This window comes from Acinetobacter sp. TYF_19 (assembly GCF_043105125.1).
GTDB lineage: Bacteria > Pseudomonadota > Gammaproteobacteria > Pseudomonadales > Moraxellaceae > Acinetobacter > Acinetobacter johnsonii.
This window is the reverse complement of sequence record NZ_JBICLH010000059.1, coordinates 20,865-43,415: the sequence shown is the minus strand read 5'-3', so window position 1 is coordinate 43,415 and position 22,551 is coordinate 20,865. Positions and strand designations below refer to the sequence as shown.

Annotated in this window: 22 protein-coding genes and 1 other RNA gene; 8 read left to right on the top strand and 15 right to left on the bottom strand. The window is 40.2% G+C overall.

The window, feature by feature from the left end; translation table 11 throughout:
* Nucleotides 1–500, top strand: a 500-nt coding sequence (locus ACF8FD_RS07415; protein WP_306700906.1) for an IS5-like element ISAba31 family transposase, incomplete at its 5' end; no start/stop codon positions are given.
* A gap of 401 nt (nucleotides 501–901) precedes the next feature.
* On the opposite strand, the gene ACF8FD_RS07410 is transcribed toward ACF8FD_RS07415, so the two are convergent.
* Both ACF8FD_RS07410 and ACF8FD_RS07405 read right to left on the bottom strand, forming a co-directional pair.
* Complete coding sequence (locus ACF8FD_RS07410) at nucleotides 902–1,147, bottom strand: hypothetical protein (RefSeq protein WP_234304830.1); 246 nt, start codon at nucleotides 1,145–1,147, stop codon at nucleotides 902–904.
* A 243-nt stretch (nucleotides 1,148–1,390) separates the two neighbouring features.
* The gene (locus ACF8FD_RS07405; protein ID WP_234304829.1) at nucleotides 1,391–1,984 is read right to left on the bottom strand and encodes a LysE family translocator; all 594 of its coding nucleotides are present in this window, start codon (nucleotides 1,982–1,984) and stop codon (nucleotides 1,391–1,393) included.
* A gap of 571 nt (nucleotides 1,985–2,555) precedes the next feature.
* Here ACF8FD_RS07405 and ACF8FD_RS07400 point away from each other — a divergent pair.
* The 4 genes from ACF8FD_RS07400 (at nucleotide 2,556) to ACF8FD_RS07385 (ending at nucleotide 5,533) form a co-directional block, all read left to right on the top strand.
* Nucleotides 2,556–3,230, top strand: a complete 675-nt coding sequence (locus ACF8FD_RS07400) for an HAD-IA family hydrolase (RefSeq protein WP_234304828.1) — start codon at nucleotides 2,556–2,558, stop codon at nucleotides 3,228–3,230.
* The gene (locus tag ACF8FD_RS07395; protein WP_004696588.1) at nucleotides 3,223–3,666 is read left to right on the top strand and encodes an RNA-binding S4 domain-containing protein; all 444 of its coding nucleotides are present in this window, start codon (nucleotides 3,223–3,225) and stop codon (nucleotides 3,664–3,666) included. Before ACF8FD_RS07400 ends, ACF8FD_RS07395 begins: the two co-directional genes overlap by 8 nt.
* A gap of 114 nt (nucleotides 3,667–3,780) precedes the next feature.
* Entirely contained in the window at nucleotides 3,781–4,824 is a 1,044-nt protein-coding gene (gene recA / locus ACF8FD_RS07390) for a recombinase RecA (RefSeq protein ID WP_005401034.1), read from the top strand.
* A gap of 106 nt (nucleotides 4,825–4,930) precedes the next feature.
* On the top strand, nucleotides 4,931–5,533 hold the full coding sequence (locus ACF8FD_RS07385) for a regulatory protein RecX (RefSeq protein WP_234304827.1): 603 nt from the start codon (nucleotides 4,931–4,933) through the stop codon (nucleotides 5,531–5,533).
* 472 nt (nucleotides 5,534–6,005) lie between these two features.
* Here the strand turns inward: ACF8FD_RS07385 and ffs are convergent.
* Nucleotides 6,006–6,102, bottom strand: an RNA gene (ffs, locus tag ACF8FD_RS07380) — signal recognition particle sRNA small type.
* Between the two features lie 274 nt (nucleotides 6,103–6,376).
* Here ffs and ACF8FD_RS07375 point away from each other — a divergent pair.
* Entirely contained in the window at nucleotides 6,377–7,222 is an 846-nt protein-coding gene (locus ACF8FD_RS07375) for a YbgF trimerization domain-containing protein (protein WP_234304826.1), read from the top strand.
* A 60-nt stretch (nucleotides 7,223–7,282) separates the two neighbouring features.
* On the opposite strand, the gene lpxA is transcribed toward ACF8FD_RS07375, so the two are convergent.
* The 12 genes from lpxA to rimO all read right to left on the bottom strand — a co-directional run bounded on the left by lpxA (nucleotide 7,283) and on the right by rimO (nucleotide 19,597).
* The gene (gene lpxA / locus ACF8FD_RS07370) at nucleotides 7,283–8,071 is read right to left on the bottom strand and encodes an acyl-ACP--UDP-N-acetylglucosamine O-acyltransferase (protein WP_010326982.1); all 789 of its coding nucleotides are present in this window, start codon (nucleotides 8,069–8,071) and stop codon (nucleotides 7,283–7,285) included.
* Nucleotides 8,068–8,553 (bottom strand): 3-hydroxyacyl-ACP dehydratase FabZ, encoded by a 486-nt coding sequence (gene fabZ, locus ACF8FD_RS07365; RefSeq protein WP_010326983.1) that lies wholly within the window; start codon nucleotides 8,551–8,553, stop codon nucleotides 8,068–8,070. The genes lpxA and fabZ overlap by 4 nt, the downstream gene beginning before the upstream one ends.
* A gap of 7 nt (nucleotides 8,554–8,560) precedes the next feature.
* On the bottom strand, nucleotides 8,561–9,628 hold the full coding sequence (gene lpxD, locus ACF8FD_RS07360) for a UDP-3-O-(3-hydroxymyristoyl)glucosamine N-acyltransferase (protein WP_234304825.1): 1,068 nt from the start codon (nucleotides 9,626–9,628) through the stop codon (nucleotides 8,561–8,563).
* 3 nt (nucleotides 9,629–9,631) lie between these two features.
* Nucleotides 9,632–10,126 carry an OmpH family outer membrane protein gene (locus ACF8FD_RS07355; protein WP_195728068.1) on the bottom strand — a complete coding sequence of 165 codons (495 nt, stop codon included), beginning with the start codon at nucleotides 10,124–10,126 and terminating at the stop codon, nucleotides 9,632–9,634.
* A 33-nt stretch (nucleotides 10,127–10,159) separates the two neighbouring features.
* Nucleotides 10,160–12,658: an outer membrane protein assembly factor BamA gene (gene bamA / locus ACF8FD_RS07350; protein WP_234304824.1), complete on the bottom strand. Its 2,499-nt coding sequence runs from the start codon at nucleotides 12,656–12,658 to the stop codon at nucleotides 10,160–10,162.
* 45 nt (nucleotides 12,659–12,703) lie between these two features.
* The gene (gene rseP / locus ACF8FD_RS07345) at nucleotides 12,704–14,059 is read right to left on the bottom strand and encodes an RIP metalloprotease RseP (RefSeq protein WP_183175523.1); all 1,356 of its coding nucleotides are present in this window, start codon (nucleotides 14,057–14,059) and stop codon (nucleotides 12,704–12,706) included.
* A gap of 2 nt (nucleotides 14,060–14,061) precedes the next feature.
* Nucleotides 14,062–15,258 (bottom strand): 1-deoxy-D-xylulose-5-phosphate reductoisomerase, encoded by a 1,197-nt coding sequence (gene ispC, locus ACF8FD_RS07340; protein WP_094148175.1) that lies wholly within the window; start codon nucleotides 15,256–15,258, stop codon nucleotides 14,062–14,064.
* A complete protein-coding gene (locus ACF8FD_RS07335) occupies nucleotides 15,259–16,083 on the bottom strand; it encodes a phosphatidate cytidylyltransferase (protein ID WP_392453300.1) in 825 nt (274 codons plus the stop codon).
* Between the two features lie 3 nt (nucleotides 16,084–16,086).
* Complete coding sequence (uppS, locus tag ACF8FD_RS07330) at nucleotides 16,087–16,839, bottom strand: polyprenyl diphosphate synthase (protein ID WP_062033094.1); 753 nt, start codon at nucleotides 16,837–16,839, stop codon at nucleotides 16,087–16,089.
* A gap of 8 nt (nucleotides 16,840–16,847) precedes the next feature.
* The gene (gene frr, locus ACF8FD_RS07325) at nucleotides 16,848–17,402 is read right to left on the bottom strand and encodes a ribosome recycling factor (RefSeq protein ID WP_010326990.1); all 555 of its coding nucleotides are present in this window, start codon (nucleotides 17,400–17,402) and stop codon (nucleotides 16,848–16,850) included.
* A gap of 79 nt (nucleotides 17,403–17,481) precedes the next feature.
* Nucleotides 17,482–18,210 (bottom strand): UMP kinase, encoded by a 729-nt coding sequence (gene pyrH, locus ACF8FD_RS07320; protein ID WP_004696558.1) that lies wholly within the window; start codon nucleotides 18,208–18,210, stop codon nucleotides 17,482–17,484.
* 43 nt (nucleotides 18,211–18,253) lie between these two features.
* Complete coding sequence (gene rimO / locus ACF8FD_RS07315) at nucleotides 18,254–19,597, bottom strand: 30S ribosomal protein S12 methylthiotransferase RimO (protein ID WP_004696556.1); 1,344 nt, start codon at nucleotides 19,595–19,597, stop codon at nucleotides 18,254–18,256.
* A 351-nt stretch (nucleotides 19,598–19,948) separates the two neighbouring features.
* On the opposite strand from rimO, the gene glnL reads away from it, so the two are divergent.
* Together glnL and glnG are read left to right on the top strand one after the other, a co-directional pair.
* Nucleotides 19,949–21,058 carry a nitrogen regulation protein NR(II) gene (gene glnL, locus ACF8FD_RS07310; protein ID WP_004696555.1) on the top strand — a complete coding sequence of 370 codons (1,110 nt, stop codon included), beginning with the start codon at nucleotides 19,949–19,951 and terminating at the stop codon, nucleotides 21,056–21,058.
* Complete coding sequence (gene glnG, locus ACF8FD_RS07305; RefSeq protein WP_004696552.1) at nucleotides 21,045–22,526, top strand: nitrogen regulation protein NR(I); 1,482 nt, start codon at nucleotides 21,045–21,047, stop codon at nucleotides 22,524–22,526. Before glnL ends, glnG begins: the two co-directional genes overlap by 14 nt.
* Nucleotides 22,527–22,551: the final 25 nt, after the last annotated feature.

The window sequence follows — 22,551 nt, the reverse complement described above, 5'->3', positions numbered from 1 at the left end:
CCGATATGGAGTGGATTTTTATTGATGGCTCTCATGTACGTGCTCATCAACATTCTGCCGGCATAGCGAATCAATCTATTTCTAAAAGTGTAGGAGGAAATTCCTCAAAAATACATTTGATTGTTGATGCACATGGCAATCCTATTGATTTCATGATTACCGATGGAACCACACATGATGTTAAAGTTGCACCTGATTTAATATCAACATTAGATTTAAAAGAGACAAAAGTGGTATGTGCAGATAAAGGCTATGATTCAGAACCACTGCGTGAACAGATCAGGAAAACAGGGACTAAAGCGAATATACCAAAGAAAACAAATAGCCAATCGAACAATGACCATATGGACTGGTATTTATATAAAATCAGGCATTTAGTTGAAAATATGTTTTGTAGATTAAAGCAATTTAGAGGAATAGCTACTCGATATGACAAGCTCAAAAGAAATTATCAAAGTTCTGTTGCTTTAGCCTGTATATTTTTATGGCTACCTTTATAGGGTTAATTATGAACAGTAAATGTCAACAGACCCTAATTCTTTTAGAATATCGTCTAGTTCATTTGCAGTAATAATTGACATATCGAAGCAACTCAAAATAAAAAAGATTATCCATGAACAATATGATCAAAAGATGTCAGAAATCATCTTTCTCACTATTTTCATTTCAATAGCAAAATAAAAGCCCGATCAGTATCAAAACAAATCGGGCTTTTTGTCTGTAATCACTCAGACCAGAAAGTTATTATAATAAAAAACCTGTTTACCTCTCTCCAAATAAACAGGCTTAACTGCACAAACTTCATCTAATCATTATATTTTCATTTCTTTATGCCACACACTCTACAGCTCAAATATTTCAAATAAATGAAACTCTAGGACTTTTTAACACAACTCAATTCTTAATCATCATTACGTAAAAAGGTTAACTCATATTCATCATGCGTAATTTTAATCTTAATATTACGATAAGTCCGCTTATTCGGATCTAAAGATGAACTCATTACATTTTCTGCAAATTTTTTATTCGACATAAATTTTGCATAGAGCATATAACCAATACGGATTTTTTTAATGGCCTTTTTCTTACCTTTTGCTTCATATTGATCCAAGGTTTCATCTAAAAAATCTAAATTTAATTCACTCATCCATTCCTCTCTATTTTATTGTCGTTTGCCACATCTTTTTTAACCGATTTTTGTGTAAATAACCAGCAAAACCACTTTATTGTTTATTTTCATTTTTGTCAGAAAACTTACTTTTATTGCATTATTGCGCTGGATACAACGGATCTTTCTACACCAGCTGAAGTGGTTCAAATTTAGCTTCAAACATAAAAACCACCCTCAGGTGGTTTTTATGGTATCGATGTAAAATGAAAGTTTGATGAATTAGATAGACATGAGAGCCGAATAGCTAAGCGGTACTGAAAAGCTGACCAAAACTAATGATGCAGTCCGTTGTAAATTTTTTTGATTCAACCATGAGATTTTATTGGCCACCAAAACAGAGCCAATAAAAACCCAAAACAATGCAATCGGTGCAATTAAACATAAAAATAACCCCATATGCACTGTATAGGCTTGCAAACTTGACCACGCTACAGCTGGAAAAACGGCTGAAGCAAATAATAGCGCTTTAGGATTTAACATGGTCGCACAAAAAAGCGCCTGTGCTGTAATAGATGGCTGATTTAGGTCAGCAGCAACAGTAGAGGTTTTCCATAATTTAAAGGCCAAGTAAATAATATAAGCCGCACTAAAAAGCTTCAAGATGGGTGGCAGAATAGGTAGAGATTCAGCAATCGAGTCAATTAAAATCCCCCAAGCGCTGATGGCAATAAAATAACCCACCACTTCTGCTGGAATCAATTTCAGGGATTTTTTAACACCCGTTTCAATGCCTGATGAAGCTAAAAGGGTATTTGTTGGTCCGGGTGTTAAAAGGATGGTAATGACCAAACTTACAAAAAGCCATGAAAACATTCACTATCCTTTTCCTTATAAAGTTGGCCAAATACTTCAATATTTCGTTTTATTTGTCGATCTTTTAAATGTAAGAAAAAATTTAATACAAAAAAGAACACCTTATAAAACAAATTCTTAATATTCTCTTTATCTAACATTAAGTAATAAACACAACTTGCTAAAAATCATCTGGACATAGCAAAAATTCACTGCTAAACCGTAATTTTGTATTATTTTTATACAAAATCAAAAAGCTCATGCTCTACAGCCCTTACATTCAAATGATAGCTCTAAGCGTTCTCATCGGATGTTTACAAAAACTCTTCCTTCTCCATAAGATGAATCATTCCTTATGCTGAAGTTCAATATTGCTGTGGATCAATGTTCGATTAACACATCTTATATGCTCTTACTTAAAAAATTGAGATCCCGTATTCTTCAATTTTTGACAATGGGCTATGCAAGCCCGTAATCTTATACAGCTATACGCTATAATTACGCCATATTTGCATAAAGCAAAACTGCTAGATCGGCTGCTAACTGTTTTCTATAGCCATTGCTGAACTTTGAAACATTGGAGATTTTTTGAGTGGAAAAGCCAATTATCATTTTTGATATGGACGGTACATTACTGGATCTTGCCTATGATGATTTTATTTGGAATCATCAGCTTCCTATCCGTTATGCTGAACAACACCAGTGCTCTTTAGAACAAAGTACTCAAGCGCTGTTTCAGTTTTATCAAACTCATAATCACACACTCAATTGGTATTCTACGCGCTTTTGGACAGCTAAAGTCGGCGTAGATACGCTCGCTTTGCAGCAGGAATTTAAGCATAAAGTTGGCCTGCGTGAAGGCTGCCTTGAACTTCTCGACTATTTAAAAAGTAACGGCTACCCTTGCTGGCTTGCCACTAATGCGGACTGTGAGGGACTCAAGTTCAAACTTGAACACACGAAACTGGCTTCATATTTCGATGTCATTATTAGCAGCGAAACCCTCGGTCATGCCAAAGAGTTTACTGAGTTTTGGCAACATCTCCATGAACGCCATCCTTTTGCAGCCACACAGTGTTACTTTATCGATGACACCGAAAAAGTATTAAAAGGTGCTGAAAGTTATGGTATTCAAAACCTATTTACCATTGCTCAACCCTCATCACTAGGTCAAAGCAAGACATCCAGCCCTTATCCGATCTTAAATCAGCTCACCGATTTAATTCCTTATTTAGAGCAAGCTGAGGTCACGGCCAAATATGCGTAAATCCACTTTAGCGGAAGATGCTGTAGGCATGCGCATTGACAAATGGTTATGGGCAGCACGTTTTTTTAAAACGCGCTCCATTGCCAAAAATGCAATTGAGGGGGGCAAAGTTCACCACAATGGCGAACGTGTCAAAGTGTCAAGAGAAGTTCGGGTTGGAATGGAACTCACCATACAACAAGGTATTGACAAGAAAACCGTAGTGATCAAAGAACTCTCTGACGTGCGTGGCCCCGCTCCTGTTGCACAAAAATTATATGAAGAAACTGAAGTCAGTATTACACGACGGGAATTGATTGCAAGCCAAAGAAAGTTGCATAATCTAGCTCGACCTGATCATCGTCCAAGTAAAAAAGACCGACGCGATATCAGTAAGTTTAGACAAGAAAATGATCAACAATTTGACCAGTATTGGTCTTATAATGATGATGAATGACATGCGTCATATTGTGTCGCACACGATGTGACTTTTATAGAAGATACAGACTAAATCTGTCACTATACTGAGCATATTCAGTAAATATCCGTGACATCGTTTTGAGGTTGTAAGATGGATGATAATAAAAGCAAGGCGCTCAATGCTGCGCTAAGCCAAATTGAAAAGCAGTTTGGTAAAAACACAGTAATGCGTCTTGGCGATAACACCGTACAAGCTGTTGAAGCGGTATCAACGGGTTCTTTGACACTTGATATTGCTCTAGGCATAGGCGGCTTACCGAAGGGTCGTATCGTTGAGATTTATGGTCCTGAATCTTCAGGTAAAACAACCATGACTTTACAAGCGATTGCTGAATGTCAAAAAGCAGGTGGTACATGTGCATTTATCGATGCAGAACACGCTTTAGACCCACAGTATGCGCGTAAACTTGGCGTAGATATTGACAATCTACTGGTTTCTCAGCCTGACCATGGTGAGCAAGCACTTGAAATTGCAGACATGCTGGTTCGCTCTGGTGCCATTGACCTCATCGTTGTCGACTCTGTTGCAGCATTGACACCACGTGCGGAAATTGAAGGTGAAATGGGCGACTCGCACATGGGCCTCCAAGCACGTTTAATGAGCCAAGCATTACGTAAAATTACAGGTAATGCAAAACGTTCAAACTGTATGGTGATTTTCATTAACCAAATTCGTATGAAAATTGGTGTAATGTTTGGTAGCCCTGAAACCACGACTGGTGGTAATGCGTTGAAATTCTATGCGTCTGTGCGTTTAGACATTCGTCGCGTAGGTCAGGTCAAAGAAGGCGATGAAATCGTTGGTTCTGAAACCAAAGTGAAAGTTGTCAAAAACAAAATGGCACCTCCATTCCGCGAAGCGCTCTTCCAAATCCTATATGGTAAAGGCGTCAACCACTTGGGCGAACTTGTAGACTTGGCTGTTCAACAAGAAATCGTACAAAAAGCAGGTGCTTGGTATTCATACCAAGGTGATAAAATTGGTCAAGGTAAAAATAATGTGATCCGTCACCTTGAAGAAAACCCTCAGTTGGCTGAAACCATTGAGAAAATCATTCGAGAAAAACTACTGACGACCGCAAACGCTGCGCCAGTAGAAGAGAATGAAGAAGAGCCAGACTTTTTAGATGCTTAATTAAAAGTATCTAAAAAGATTAAATGTTATTACACGACATTTAGGCTTACACTAAGAAACGCCCTACGGGGCGTTTTGTTTATTCAGATCTATTTCATCGTCTATTATGCCTAATTCAAAATTCCCCAAACTTCTTGACTATGACGCTCTCAAACAACAGTTTGGTGAGGAAGAATCCCCTGCTACTCAATACTGCCACACACAAGTAACACAAGAAACTGTTGATGCTTTAGATTTTGATGAAGAGAATCAACCCAAACCCACAGGTTTAACAGGTTCTCGTCTACGTTCTTATGCCTTTGCAGTATTAACACGTAAGGAATATTCAAAAGCAGAATTGATTGAAAAATTGGCCGCATGGGCAATGCACCGCGAAGAAGTGATTACACTGGTTGAAGAGCTTTCAGCACAAAACTATCAGAGTGATCAACGTGTGGCTGAGATCACTTTATCGAGCCAAAAGCGTAAAGGCAAAGGCCCTAATCGCATTAAACTGGCGTTAAAAACTAAAAAAATCGACACTGGTTTAATTTTAGAAGAACTGAAAGAAACGGATTGGGTCGAACAAGCCTATCAACTCAAAGTTAGAAAGTATGGAACTGAGGTCGCAACAGATCCAAAACTAAAAGCCAAGCAAATCCGTTTTTTAATGTATCGTGGTTTTGAAATGGATGCGATTATGAAAGCGATTAGCAGGGTTGATGACTAATCACCATTCGCTCTTGACCAAGCTATACCCAAATCACCTTTATAAATATTGATCTTATATTCACACCCAACATTAACTACATGTAATCGTTAATGAATTATAAAATTATAGCACTCTTAAATAAGTATAAATCAAACCAAACTCAGAAAAGCTTAAATATATACAAGACGTGTAAGATAAAAAATAATGCAATGATTTCTAATGCTTGAAATAATTTTCGATAAATTAAATGATCTGTATTTAACGTGATATTAAAATACATCACGCCCAAAAGAAAAAATACACATGGTAGAGAGCAAAAAGAGGTGAGGAATAGAGTAAATGAATTTTAAAATAAAAGTTAAGGGTAAAGATAATAGGAAATATGACAAATGTAATAACAGTCAATGGACAAGATATTTTTAAATTTGGTCTACATACAATGTATTTGTGTATTGATTATTATATTTTTAATAAATGAATATGGTGGCAACCCTACCAGCAAACCTTCGGCACATCATATTTCTACTACCGTTGCTACCTTCCGGTCCTGGCGGGGTTCGTAGAGTACAATTGCGAAGTAACCGGCAGGGCTACCATTGCAAGAACAGAGTATAGAGATTTTTCCCTAAGTTGCAAGCCTATAAACGACTTTTCAATAAGCATTTCATTCAATTGACTATTTATAAAACAAACTCAAGAAAAATCGCTCAATTATTGGTAACGACTAGGCTACATTCATTTACCTAAATATACGACAACAATGTAAAAGCTTATTGCAATTCATAACGTTGCCGTTTTTAATGGGGTAAATGAATTTCGTTTGATGTTTTCCCCATCAAAGCCTTATAACACGGATATTTTATGATGCTAAAGAAGCATAGCCTATGTGCCCTCACCCTACTTTGCACAACGCCTGTTTTCGCCAATATTCCAATTGAATCTCGCGGCTTAAGCCAAGCAACGAACAATAGTGTCAATCCAACCAGCGTCGCAGTAGACACAGGTGCGAGTGCAACAGCAACCAATATTAATTGGCAAATCATGCAAAAGAACCAACAATTAGAAAATGATTTGCGTAGCTTACGCGGCAAACTTGAAGAACAAGACAACGAAATCGCTCAACTCAAACATGAGTTGGAAAACCGTTACGCTGACCTAGATCAACGCTTAGAGTTACTTCAACAAAAAGTAGACCCTGAAGCGAGCAATACAACGGAGGATAACCAACAGGATACTCCTCCCAGTAACACCGCAATCACCAACGCCAGCAGTAGCACAACCACGGTAGCAGTAAACAAAGCACCTGTAGTGGTCAGTACGCAAAACACATCAGAGCCATCTGAGCTAGAAAAAGCCGCGTATACTGTTGCATTGGATGCCTATAAGCAAGGTGGTGCGAAGAAAGCGATTGCACCCATGCAAAATTTTATTAAAAACAATCCCAACAGTGTTTACATCAGCAATGCATATTTCTGGTTAGCGGAATTTAATTTAGCGATTGAACCTACCAACTATGCAGAAGCGAAAAAGAACTACGGGATTGTAGCAAACCAATACCCAAACTCTTCGCGCGCACCTCGAGCCGTCTATCAACTCTATAATATTGCCAAAGAAGTGGATAAAAACTCGACTCAGGCCAACCAATACAAAGCCAAACTTCTTAAGCAATATCCCAAGTCTGAAGAAGCCTCTTTCTTTAAAAAATAATTTTTCCTACAGATATAAAAAAAGACACGCGAAGTGTCTTTTTTTATCTTTGGATTAAACTTAACGCACAATGCCACGCTCTGACTGTTCTAAGGAGTCAATGAGCAATTGTACCTCAGCGACTTCAGGCAAAATTTCTGCACGGATACGTTCTAAAGCCTGCTCTGTCGTCAAACCTTCTTTATAGATTAGTTTAAATGCTGTACGTAAACCTTGAATCACATTTTTAGACCAACCTTTACGACGCATACCTTCAACATTCATCGCAAAAGCATGTGCAGGATTACCAGAAACCATCACATAAGCAGGTACATCTTTCACAATCAATGATGCACCACCAATCATGCTATAAGAATCAATCTTACAGAATTGGTGTATACCCGAGTTACCGCCGACAATCACATAGTCACCGACGTGAACATGGCCAGCCACGCCGACGTTGTTTGCAAAAATATTATGATCACCGACCACACAGTCGTGCGCAATATGCGTATTTACCATCAATAAATTATGGCTACCAATCTTGGTTATACCGTGATCCTGAACCGTGCCACGGTGTAAACTACAATGTTCACGAATTTTATTATGGTCACCAATTTCTAACCAGGTTTCTTCACCTGCATATTTTAGATCTTGGCAGACCTCACCCACGCTTGCGAATTGGAAAATTTCATTGTGTTCTCCAATACGTGTATAACCACCGACCACTACGTGCGAATGTAACTGCGTACCTGCACCAATAGTGACATTTGGACCAATAATACAATACGGTCCAATCTTTGCATCTGCTGCAATCACGGCAGATGCATCGATGATTGCTGTTGGGTGAATAAATTCGTTATTGCTCATGATTGCTCTATTTTCTGATGCGAAACCATAATTTCCGCAGATGCTGCTACTACACCGTCAACGGTGGCAATACAATTATATTTGTAAATACCACGTTTCTGCATAACCAATTCTGATTTTAACACCAATTGGTCACCTGCAACGACTTGCTTTTTAAAGCGAACTTTCTCTGCACCTGCGAACAAGAACAAAGAACCTTCACTTGGTTTCTCATTGTTCATGATGAAACCAAGAATACCTGAAACTTGCGCTAATGCTTCGACAATCAAAACACCAGGCATAATTGGATAATTAGGAAAATGGCCTTGAAGGAACTCTTCATTAATAGACACATTTTTATACGCCACAATTCCATTTTCAGTCACATCAACAACACGATCGACCAATAAAAAAGGATAGCGGTGTGGTAAGTACTCACGAATGGTTTGAATCGTCATTGGCAATTCAGGTTTCGTGAAACTAGTAGAATTCGACTCAGTCATCATATTTCTATTTACGCAATTTAATTGTTGATTCAAGGGACTCGATTTGAGCCTGCATATGATCAAGTTTTTTTACCAATTGGGTCAATGGCACATCTGCTAATTGTCTTAAACGAACAACAGTGCGTTTCCACTTTTGATTTTCAAACAGTCCAATTCCTGAAGAATACGTTCCAGCCACAGAAATATTATTTGTGACCATTGACATTCCAGTTAAAGTGACATTATCAACAATATTTAGGTGCCCTGCAATTGCAGACCCACCACCCACAATGCAATTTTTGCCAATGGTTGTGCTACCCGCTATTGCAGTGTTGGCAGCAAAAGCTGAATTGGCACCAATTTTAACGTTATGGGCGATTTGCACAAGGTTATCAATAATGACGCCATCTTCCAAAATTGTGTCATCCAATGCACCGCGATCAACACTACAATTTGAACCAATCCGTACATCATTTCCAATGATGACCGAACCCAATTGAGCAATTCGATGCCATTTCCCTTGATAAGGGGCAAAACCAAAACCTTCACTACCAATTACAGTATTGGCATGAATACGAACACGATCGCCAATTTTGCATGACATCAAATTTACATGCGATTCAATTAAACCACCGCGGCCAATTTCAACCCCATCATGTATACTGACATGTGAATGGATAATCGTATCATCGCCAACAACGCAATTTGCTCCAATGACCACATAATGACCAATATAAGCAGTATCTGAGATGATTGCAGAAGGATGTATCTGTGCAGTGCTTTCGATGCCCTGTTCAGTGTGCTTAACCTCAAAAGCATGGGTTAAAATGGCAAAGGCCAAATAAGGATTGGCAACAACAATAAAGTTTTGATGTTCAACCAAGAGATCCTTCAGATCAGCTGTAACAATGAATGCTCCAGCTTTAGACTGCTGTGCTTGCTCTAAGTATTTTTCACCATTTACAAATGCAAGATGCCTAGATTCTGCCGAATCTAGACTTGCTAATCCCTTAAGGATTAAATCAGCTTGACCTACACACTCACCTTGGACTAAACGAGCAAGATCTTCTAAGCGATACTGTTGAGGATTCATTGATTACTTAATTGCGTTAACCTTTTGAATCATTTTATCAGTTAAATCATACTTAGCGTCATAGGCAAGTGCTGAGTTTTTATTCAAAACAACATCTAATTGATTTTCTTTACGCAATTGTTCAGCAACTTGCTTCACGCGACCATCAAATACACTACGTACTTGCTGAATAGAGCTTTGCACACTGCTTTGCATGGTTTGCTGCAAAGTATTGAACTCGTTCATTTTGGTTTGATACTGAGTCACCATTTTTTGCTTATCCGCAGCGCTTAGCTTATCACCTGTTTGTAAACGCTGTTGTAAGTCTTGAAGCTCTTTACTAAGTTGATCAAGCTTCGTACTTTGAGGTTGAATTTTCTGTTGAAAACTCGAATTTTGCTGTTTTAAATAGGTACTATTTTCAACAACACGCTCAAGATCCACCACACCATAACCAGCAGCATTCGCCACTGTAGAAGTTAATGCTGTAAGTGTTAAAGCTGTAAGAAGTTTTTTCATATTTATATCTTTCATGTAGAGAAAAGGTCGACCTTAGAAGGTACGACCGATTTCAAATTGAATGTTCTTTGTTTCATCGCCATCTTTATCATTCAATGGATATGCATAGCTGAGAGACAATGGACCAATCATCGTAATCCAAGTAAAGCCTACACCCACGCTATAACGCATGTTAGAAACATCAAAACCAAAGTTGTCTTTACAGTATTGTTTCGCATCTACACCTACATCAGTTTTACTTCCAGTCATATATAACTGACCAGATGGAACATCACACTGCGTATCAAATACTTGCGCGCCTTCGGCAAAGATAACTGGGCGAACCTGACGAGTCCAATCCCCTTTAAATGGCAAAGGCAAAGCCAACTCTGTACCAAATTGGATCAGTGCATTACCACCCACTTCCTCATAGTCATTATCTTTAGATCTTGATTCGCTATAAGTCACACCTGGATATTTCGGACCTAAGGTACTGTTATCATAACCACGTACCGAACCAAAACCACCAGCATAGAAGTTTTTATAGAATGGTAAGTCATTACCATAACCCAACTTACCATAGCCACGAAGTACGAAGTCTTTGCCTAATGGGAAGTATGCCTGAGCATCATATGTCAGCTTTTGATATTCAACATCACTACCGGGTAATGCAATTTCACCATTAATACGATGCGACATACCAGATGTCGGGAACACCGGACGGTTTAAGGTGTTATATGACCAACCTAAGTTTAAGTTATACGTTAAGAAGTCACCGGTAAACTCAGAACCAAACGGTGCCGATGGATTAGAACAAGTCTCTCCTACTGCAATATTTTCATCTAAACAATAAGTCGATGTACTTTTTGTCTTACCGCCATGCGCCAACAAATAATCACGTACATAGGTCGATACATACGGACCTGTGGTGACTTCAGTTTGGTCGATGTTTAAACCCGCACTAATGCTTTGGTTTTCATCAATTGGGTAACCGAAATTGATACCACCACCAAAACTATCCGTCACATAGTTGTTGACGTTATAGTCTTCATCCAACTTGGTTTTACGGTAGTACATGTTATAACCACGACGTACACCATCAATCGTAAAGTACGGATCGGTCACACTTAGGTTGTAGTAATCTTGTGTTTCTGAGCGGGATAAATCAATGGCAACAGAGTTACCTGTACCCATGAAATTAGTTTGACTTAGACCCGCTTGGAAGGTTACACCACCACTTTGCGAGAAACCAACTGCTAAAGTACTGGTACCTGAGTGTTGCTCTTCAACATTAATGTTTAAATCAACCTGATCAGCTGTGTTCGGAACACGTGCAGGCTTGATATCTACAGTCTTAAAGAAGCCTGTACGCTCTAAACGAACTTTAGATAAATCAATTTTCTCATTACTTGCGAGTGCACCCTCCATTTGACGCATTTCACGACGTAATACTTCATCCGCAGTTTTCGTGTTGCCGGTAAAGTTAATACGACGCACAGTGACTTGCTGACCTGGATTCACATAATAATTTAAATCCACCAGATGAGTTTCTTTATCGATTTGAGGTACGACGTTCACTTCTGCATAGTAATAACCTGCATTACCGTATTTACGTAGAAGCAACTGTTTAACCGCATTCACTTTTTCTTGTGAATAAATATCGCCATCTTTATAAATTTGTAAAGCTTTCAGCTCTGCTGGGGTGTATAAAGCATCGCCCAAAAATTTGGTTTCGCCAAATTTAAACTGTTCGCCTTCATCCACTGAAACTTCAACAAAAATATTCTTTTTATCTTCACTTAAATTTAAGCTTGAGTGATTGATATTAAAGTTGATATAGCCTTTGTTTAAATAAAGTGCACGTAAAGACTCTAAACTTGCAGCCATCTTTTCACGTGCATAACGGTCATTACGTGAAATAATGGACGTCCAACCACTCTCTTTTACTGCAAACGCTTGTTCAATTTCGCTTTCTTTAAATACGGTATTACCAATAATATTGATATCTACAACTTTTGCAGCCTTACCTTCAACAAACTCGATAGTGAGGTCTACACGGTTATTCGGCTTCGCTGTTGTCACAACTTTTACATCAGCATCATAACGACCTTGCTGCATGTACTGTTGTTCAAGCTCAGACTCAACCGTCTGTAGCGCTGATTTTTTCAGCACTTCACCTTCGGTAATCCCCATCTTCTTCAAGCCTTCTTCCAAGGCCTCTTTAGGAATGAGTTTATTACCTTTAAATTCAACTTTAGAAATCAGTGGGCGTTCGACAACTTTGAAAACCAGCGTATCACCCTGCTTTTCTGTTTTAATGTCATCAAACAAACCTGTTGCATATAAACTACGAATGGCATTGGCAAGTGCTGCATCGCTCACACGATCCCCACTATTCAACGGAATCATTCCATAGACATTTGCTGGCGTTAAACGAACAAGTCCATCAACCTTAATATCACGTACTATATAATCTTCTGCTGCATATACTTGTTGTACTGTTGCCATAGCACTGATGAGCGCCAAAGGCATAAATAAATGTGTGTGCTGCATGCCAGTTTTTTCCGATGTAAAATTTAATTCCGTATCTACGCTTTTTTACAAACGCATAAAATCATTGAATAGTGCCAAAAGCATCATACTTCCGAGCAATACCATACCAATTTTTAAACCAACCAATTGTATTTGTTCAGAAACAGGTTTACCACGTATTAGTTCTATAAAATAATAGACCAAATGTCCACCATCAAGCATAGGAATAGGCAATAAATTTAATATCCCTAAACTTACACTCATCAATGCCATAAATGAGATAAAAGTTTGCCAACCCATTTCCGCACTTTGTCCTGCGACTTTGGCAATCGTGATCGGTCCTGATAGGTTGTCTAGACCAATCAAACCGCGCACCATTTTTACAATCGAGTTCAAAATCATACTCGACAGTTGACCGGTTTTATCTACCGCCATCATGAAGGCTTCGGCAGGATTATATTGTATCGTTTGTTTATATTCTGTAGGAATACTGATTTTCCCAGGGTCACTTTGTACACCTAAGACACCAGAAACCTTGCCCATATTGTCGCGTTTACCTTGTGGCATCACTTCAAGTTGTACCAATTGATTTTGGCGAAGCACATCAATTTTTAACAATTTCTCAGGTGAAGCTTGAACCACTTGAACCACATCAAACCAATCATTCATCTTAATGCCATCAATCGCGACAATTTTGTCACCTTGTTGCATACCCTGACGAATGGCTGCACCATCTTCGCTCAACTTAGTCACGACCGCAGGAATTTTAGGTCGATAAGGCGTAAAACCCAGAACATCAAGCGGAGACTGTGTTTGATCTTTCAAGAAGTTTTGAATAGGCAAACTAAATGTCTTAACTTGTCCCGCACGTTCGGCCTGAATTTGGATTGATCCCGTTTCACCTACACGATCAACCAAGGCAAAATTCAACTTTTCCCAAGTGGGTGTCGTTAAGCCATCAACAGCGGTAATTTTATCGCCCACTTGCATTTGAACTTGTGCTGCAGGTGTATTAGGTAGCACTTTACCCACACGTGTATTCAACTGCTCTTGTGCAGGCAAAAACAAAATCCAAAACAGAAAAATGGCGAATGCCAAGTTAATCAATGGGCCAGCCGCAACAATTGCGATACGCTTCCAAGGTGATTGACGATTAAATGCTTTGGGCACATCCTCTTCAGCAACATCGCCTTCACGCTCATCCAGCATTTTGACATACCCCCCTAAGGGCAATGCTGAAAGCTGATATTGAATACCAGACTTTTTAGACGTCCACTTTAAAACCGTTGGTCCAAAACCAATGGAATAAACTAAAACTTTTACGCCCAATTTACGCGCAACAAAATAGTGCCCAAACTCATGTATTGCAATAAGTGGGCCTAAAAGCAAAATTGCCGCAACAATCATAAACAAGGCGCTCATGCTTAAATTCCTATATTCACCACATATTGCTGAGCAACATGACGTGCGTTTTGATCGGCTTCTAAAATAACATCAAGTTGTGTTGCTGCTTGATGTGGGATGGTATTCAAAGTGTGTTCAACAATAGCAGGAATACCCATAAACCCCACCTGTTGATTTAAAAATGCAGCAACCGCAATTTCATTGGCTGCATTTAAAATCGCTGGGGCTGTGCCCCCAGTTTTCATCGCTTGACGTGCCAAGCTTAATGCTGGGAATCGATGTGTATCAGGCGCTTGAAAATCCAACTGATGATTTTTAAATAAATCTAAAGCTGGAACATGGGTTTGAATACGCTCAGGCCATGCCAATGCATGTGCAATTGGCGTACACATATCAGGATTTCCCATTTGCGCCAATGTTGAACCATCCACATATTGCACCATGGAATGAATAATACTCTGCGGATGCACAACTACTGTAACAAAATGTTCTTCGATTGAAAAAAGATGACAAGCTTCAATTAGCTCTAACCCTTTGTTCATGAGGGTCGCCGAATCAACCGAAATTTTCTGCCCCATGGACCAATTCGGGTGTTTGCACGCCTGTGCAGGCGTTACATTGTGTAATTCATCTAAACTATGTTTTAGAAATGGCCCGCCGGATGCAGTCAGAAGGATACCAGACACTCCAAGTTTCGGCTTTCCGTGACGCTCAGCTTGTAAATAGGTCTGGGGCAAGCATTGAAAGATTGCATTATGTTCAGAATCTACAGGAAGTAAAAGAGCCTGATGGTCATGAGCAGCTTGCATCATGATGTCACCCGACATCACCAGCGCTTCTTTATTTGCCAAAAGGACACGCTTTCCTGCTTTTACCGCTGCTAGCGTCGGCATTAAACCTGCCGCACCAACAATCGCCGCCATTACCACATCCACTTCTGGATGTTCAGCAACTGCGATGAGGCCTGCCTCATCCGCCAAAATTTCAATGTTTTGTAAATTGGCTGCGACTAGAAGCTGGCGCAGTTCATCTACTTTGGCTTGAGGTACAACTGCAATTTCAGGTTGAAACTGCTGACAAATATCGACAAGTTCTTGCATCCGACTATGTGCCGTAACAGCAAACACAGTGTAGTGTTCAGCATGTTGTTGCAATATTTTTAAGGTGCTCTGCCCAATCGAACCAGTAACACCCAAAATACAAACAGATTGAGACATTTACAAATCTACGCCAATAAGTTTTAACACATATACACCCGCAGCAAAGATAGGTGCCGCAGCCAGTAGCGAGTCAATACGATCCAATACCCCACCATGCCCTGGCAAAATACGACCTGAGTCTTTAATTCCAGCACGACGTTTAATCATAGACTCAAACAAATCACCGAGCACCGAGCTAAATACAGTCACTACAGATAAAATAAGAAATAATAAATGCTGTGCGTACGTTAGGTCTAAATAGAGGATTTCAACAGCGACCACAATGATCATGGCCGTAATCACACCACCATAGAGACCTTCCAAAGATTTATTTGGACTCACTTCAGGTGCAAGTTTACGTTTACCCAGTTTACGCCCAACAAAGTATGCCCCGCTGTCAGCACCCCATACCAATAAAAACAGGTACATCAGCCACCATGGAGACATCTTCCAGAGTGCAAAAATAGCGGTCACAGCCGAAGATATCAGAACAATCCCGACCACCTTAAGGGTTGAATTATACCAAGCATCATAATTTGGATAAGATTTAACCCAATACAGACTGAGCAACCAGCATAGAATAGAGGCAGCCCAAAGTAGAAGTGCTATATCATTAAAGTATAAGGCAAGTGTAGCAAGGCCAGCACTAAGTAAACCAAAACCCCACGCTAGAGGTTTATGAACATTTTTTGTTGTACGGGGCATGAGTTTAAACCACTCATAGCCTGCAACCCCTGCCGCAATAATCATCAGCACAAACATTGGATAGTGTGACTGGGTTGCAAACATACAACTCAGTACAACGGCCACCAAAACCAATGCGGTTATAATCCGCTCTAACATTTATTAGTTCTCAATTTTATCTTGTAGAATTTGTTCCGTCGTTTTCCCGAAACGACGTTCACGCCCACCAAATACAGCTAAGGCGTCATCAAACTCTTCTACACTGAACTCTGGCCAAAGAGTCGGAGTGAAGTAAAGCTCTGCATAAGCTGCTTGCCACAACATAAAGTTCGATAAACGAAAATCCCCACCTGTACGAATCAATAGATCCACAGCGGGTAAATCACTCAAACTTACGTATTGGCCAAAAATATGTTCATCAATTTGCTCAGGATCTAACGCTTGAGATTGAACAACAAGTGCAATCTGCTTAGCCGCATGCGCCATATCCCACATCCCACCGTAACTAATTGCGATGGTCAAAGTCATCTTGTCGAAATTAGCAGTGTCTTGTTCGGCATGCAACATTAAGTCACGCAATTGCGGAGATAATTTAGAACGATCACCAATAAAACGTAAAGACATTTGATATTGATGCATACGAGGCAACTGTTCATGAATCGTGTCTTCCAACAGTTTCATGAGCAAATCAACTTCAGCTTGAGGGCGCTTCCAATTTTCACTCGAAAAAGCAAAAACGGTTAATGCTTGAATATTTTTTTTTCGACAATGCTCTACAATCGGGTCAAGGACATTTTTTCCTTCACGGTGACCATCGCCCTTTTGCATTGCATTTTTTTTGGCAAAACGATTGTTGCCATCCATGATGATGGCAACATGTTTTGGAAGAGTCAGCTTATCTTCTGAATCGGTCATTATACAAGTTAGACCTTCAACAACTCAGCTTCTTTATTCGCAAGACGCTTGTCGATTTCAGCAACAAACTTATCTGTGATTTTTTGAATATCATCAGATGCACGACGCTCATCATCTTCAGAAATTTCTTTTTCTTTCAACAATGCTTTGATGTCGCCCAGTACATCACGGCGAATATTACGTACTGCAACTTTTGCATTTTCAGCTTCGTTACGCGCAACTTTTTGCATGTCACGACGTGTTTCTTCCGTCAATGCAGCCATTGGAACTCGAATCGCATCAGCCGTAATTGGGTTTAAGCCCAAATCTGACTCACGAATCGCTTTATCAATTGCCGCAACCATCGTACGCTCAAATGGCTGAACCAACAATGTACGCGAGTCTTCAACACCCACGTTTGCCACTTGGTTTAATGGCACATCTGAGCCATAGTAAGGAACCATTACCCCGTTTAAGATAGATGGATGCGCACGTCCAGTACGAACCTTGGCAAAACCATGTTCTAACGAGTCAAGTGACTTGTTCATACGGTCTTCTGCGTCTTTTTTAAGATCGTTAATCATGTGATCTTCCTTACTTAATTCGAAAAGATATAAATTCTAAAATAGCGTGTAGTATAAAGAGCTTTCGAGGTCACGTACATTAGTTCGTTACGTGAGTACCCTCTTTTTCACCCATAACCACTGAAAGCAATGAACCTGCTTTATTCATGTCAAAGACTTGAAGCGGCACATTGTGGTCACGACACAAGCAAATCGCTGTTAAATCCATCACACCCAATTTCTCATCTAACACTTGGTCAAAAGTTAAGGTGTCATATTTAACGGCATCATCGTATTTGCTTGGGTCTTTGTTGTAGACACCATCAACTTTCGTTGCTTTTAGGATCAGGTTGGCTTCAATCTCGATACCACGTAAGCATGCTGCTGTATCTGTGGTAAAGAACGGATTACCTGTACCTGCGACAAACACACAAACTTCACCTTGTGTTAGATGACGAATGGCATCACGGCTTGAGTATGATTCAACTACAGCACCAATTGGCAATGCTGACATCAAACGAGTTTTGATATTACGGCGTACCAAAGCATCACGTAATGCCAAACCATTCATCACGGTTGCAAGCATACCCATTTGGTCACCGGTTACACGACCAACCAAACCATCTTTTTGTAATTGACTACCGCGATATAAGTTACCACCACCCACAACAATCCCGACCTGCACACCCAAACCCACTAAGTGCGCAATTGCCAAAGACATTTGATCAAGTACTTGAGCATCAATACCCATATCTTTATTTCCAGCCAATGCTTCGCCAGAAAGTTTCAGTAAGATGCGTTCAAAACGTGGTTTTTTAGAATCCAACATCGCAATAACTCCAATATCTAAATTTTAAAATTTTATTTGTGTCTTAATTCGATTTAATCGAAATCAATTGTGCATACAGATCATATTCATCTGCATCGGTAATTTCGACTTCTAACAAATCGCCTGATTTAATCTGGCTTTTATCAATATCTTCCACAAAGACATTGCCATCAATTTCAGGAGCATCTGCGTATGAACGTGCAATCGCAACTGGGAATTCTTCATCAAGCTCATCGACCAGCACCGTCATTTTCTGACCAACACGCTTTTGAAGTTTTGCAGCAGAAATCGCCTGTTGCACTTCCATAAAGCGCTCATAACGCTGTTGCTTAATCTCTTCTGGCACGTGATCTGGTAAGTCGTTTGCTGTCGCACCTTCAACAGGTGAATAGGTAAAGCAGCCTACGCGATCAAGTTGTGCTTCTTTTAGCCACTCAAGCAAGATTTCAAAATCTTCTTCAGTTTCACCAGGGAAACCCACAACGAAGGTTGAACGAATCACCAAGTCAGGACATTTTTCACGCCACAGCTTTAAACGCTCAAGTGTATTTTCACTATGCGCAGGTCGTTTCATCAGTTTTAGAACTTTTGGGCTGGCATGTTGGAATGGAATATCCAAATAAGGCAAAATTTTGCCTTGTGCCATCAAGTCAATCACTGCATCCACATGTGGATATGGATATACATAGTGTAAACGCACCCAAATACCCAGTTGACCTAAGGCCTCACACATGTCATAGAACTTTGTCTTAACAGGTTGACCATTCCAAAAGTCTAATTTGTATTTGGTATCGAGGCCGTAAGCAGAAGTATCTTGGGAGATAACGAGTACTTCTTTTACACCGGCACGTTTAAGCGCAGCCGCTTCTTCTAAAACAGAACCGACTGGGCGAGACACTAAGTCACCACGCATACTTGGAATAATGCAGAAGGTACAACGATGGTTGCACCCTTCTGAGATTTTTAAGTACGCATAATGCTTCGGCGTTAAACGAATCCCTTGTTCTGGAACAAGGTCAATAAATGGGTTGTGTTTTGGTGGCTCAGGCACGTATTGGTGCACGGCTTCCATCACTTCTTGATATGCAGCCGCCCCTGTCACTTTTAAGACATTTGGGTGCATTTGGCGAATTTTGTCTTCGTCTTTACCTAGGCAGCCCGTAACGATTACACGTCCGTTCGCACTCATGGCTTCGCCAATGGCATCTAAAGACTCTTGCACTGCAGATTCAATAAAACCACAGGTATTTACAACAACCAAATCCGCACCATCATAATCTGATGCTACATCATAACCTTCAGTCTTCAACTGAGTTAAAATTCGTTCGGAATCAACCAATGCCTTAGGACAACCTAAAGAAACAAAACCGACTTTGGGGGATTTCATGAATCTGCGCTCCACTAGAATGCGCGTATTGTATGTCTTTTCTGTTTATAAAAACAGATCGATTCCACACTCTTTGTTTAATGCACCAAAATAAAACCAACACTGTAGTAGAATCAGTATAACGCACCATTTTAAGTCACTTTCAGTTTACTTGATTTTTAGAATCCGCTATATCTTTAGCTAATCGTTCATTTACAGCGCATTCCGCAAAAAAAGTGTGCTCATTTCACTATACAAAATCAAAGTTGGCGTGCATTTTGCTTTATTTGCATCAATTCAGTCCGCTATTTGGAACGGTTAATGCTTTATCAAGATGCCATTGCGCTATTTTAATACAGGATACATTCGCTAATGGATCACCCTATTTCTATCGACTATCGCCTTTTAGTGGACAATTTGACCACTGCGATTTTATTGGTCGACAGTAAATTAAATATTTTTTACTTAAATTCCTCTTGCGAAGCATTATTTGATATCAGTCTTTTACGTGCCTCTGGCCAACCTGCGCTTAATTTACTCCATGCACCCAATGATGAGTTCAATACAGAAGAAGCTCTTCTCAATACTTTAAACTCGGGACAACACTACACCCGCCGTGAAGCCATCATTAAGGTCAACTTTAAAGATATTCATGTTGACTATACAGTGTCACAGTTGAATTCAAATAAGCCCTATCATCCTTTGCTTTTAATTGAGATCAATCCGATTGATCGGATGCTCAAAATTTCTAAGGAAGAAAATTTCTTACAACAACATCAAGTCGCACGCCAACTCATTCGCGGTGTTGCACATGAAATTAAAAATCCGCTAGGCGGAATTCGCGGCGCTACACAACTGTTAGCGCGTAGCCTCAATGATCCACAATATAGCGAGTTCACCGACATTATTATTAGTGAAGTCGATCGCTTACGTAATTTAGCAGACACCATGCTTGGTTCTCGTCAGCTCCCAAGTTATGAGTTGGTCAATGTACATGAACCTTTAGAGCGTGTCCGCTCACTCATTACCAACCAAACCAAAAAGAAAATTAAGATCACCCGTGATTATGATTTGTCATTACCAGAAGTGATGGCCGATCGTGATCAGCTGATACAAGTCATGTTGAACATTAGCGTTAATGCAGTGCAAGCCATGACTGAAAATAAAGAGTTCTTTGTCGACCACCAACCTGAGCTGATGTTACGTACCCGTATTCAACGTTTAGTGACTATTAATGGTGTACTGCAACGCTCCGTAGTGCGGATTGATATCGAAGACAATGGTCCAGGCGTTCCAGAAGAAATTTTAGAATCTGTGTTTTACCCGCTGGTCACGGGTCGTGCTAAAGGCACAGGACTAGGTTTAAGTATTGCGCAAAATATTATGCATCAACATAACGGAATGATTGAATGCCAATCTGTTCCCGGAAAAACAACTTTTAGCTTATATATACCTTGGGAGTTAAACCATGTCGCGAAATAAAATATGGGTAATTGATGACGATCGCGCCATGCGCTGGGTGCTGGAAAAAACGTTCAAAGAAGAAGGTTTTGACGTCACAAGTTTTGAAGAAGCTCAATCTGCTTTAGACCAACTCAGTTTAGATGCACCCGATGTGATCTTGACCGATATTCGTATGCCCGGCATAGATGGCTTAACTTTTTTAGCGAAAGTTAAAGCCAACTATCCTGATCTACCTGTCATTATTATGACGGCTCACTCTGACCTAGAGTCTGCTGTTTCAAGTTATCAAACAGGCGCATTTGAGTATTTACCCAAGCCTTTTGATATTGATGAAGCCTTAGCTTTAGTGAATCGTGCGATTTTGCACATCACCAAAATGCAGCAGCAAGAATCGGCAAAAACGGTACCACCGATTCAATCGACCGAAATCATTGGCGAGTCTCCTGCTATGCAGGAAGTCTTCCGCGCGATTGGTCGTTTGTCTCAATCACACATTACAGTGTTAATTAATGGTGAATCTGGTACAGGTAAAGAGTTAGTTGCGCATGCGCTACACCGCCACTCACCACGGAGCAGCAAACCTTTTATTGCACTCAACATGGCCGCGATTCCCAAAGACCTAATTGAAACAGAGCTTTTTGGTCATGAGAAAGGTGCATTTACTGGCGCCAACACCCAGCGCCAAGGTCGCTTTGAACAGGCCAATGGTGGAACGCTGTTTTTAGATGAAATTGGCGATATGCCTTTTGAAACACAAACGCGTTTACTGCGTGTCTTGGCTGATGGCGAGTTTTACCGTGTTGGTGGGCATATCCCAGTAAAAGTAGATGTACGTATTGTCGCGGCAACGCACCAAGACTTAGAAAAATTGGTACATGATGGTCGCTTCCGTGAAGACTTATATCACCGTCTGAACGTGATTCGCATTCACATTCCAAAACTGGCGCATCGTAGCGAAGACATCCCAATGTTAGCGCAACACTTCTTGGCACGTGCAGGCAAAGAATTAGGTGTAAGCCCTAAAATCCTTCGTCCTGAAACGCAAGAATATATGCAACAGCTGCCTTGGCAAGGAAACGTACGTCAGCTCGAGAACACTTGCCGCTGGTTAACGGTCATGATTACAGGACGTGAAGTTTATCCTGAAGACTTACCATCAGAGCTGAAGCAAATTCCAATTACCCGCTCAGGTGAAGATGCACAAGCCGCGCAGAACTTAGATCGGATTGCAGTCCACCATTGGGACGAGTTATTGGGTCAATGGGCTGTGCAAAAGCTGAAAAACGGCGAGATGAAAATTCTCGATATCGCAACCCCAATGTTCGAACGCACATTGATCATTGCTGCGCTGCAACAAACCCGTGGCCGTAAACGGCATGCTGCTGAGTTACTCGGTTGGGGGCGTAACACCCTTACGCGTAAACTCAAAGAGCTAGGTATGGATACCGCAGATGATGAAAGTGAAGAAGAAGCTTTAGAAAACTAAGGCAGATTCAAATAAAAGCGCCACA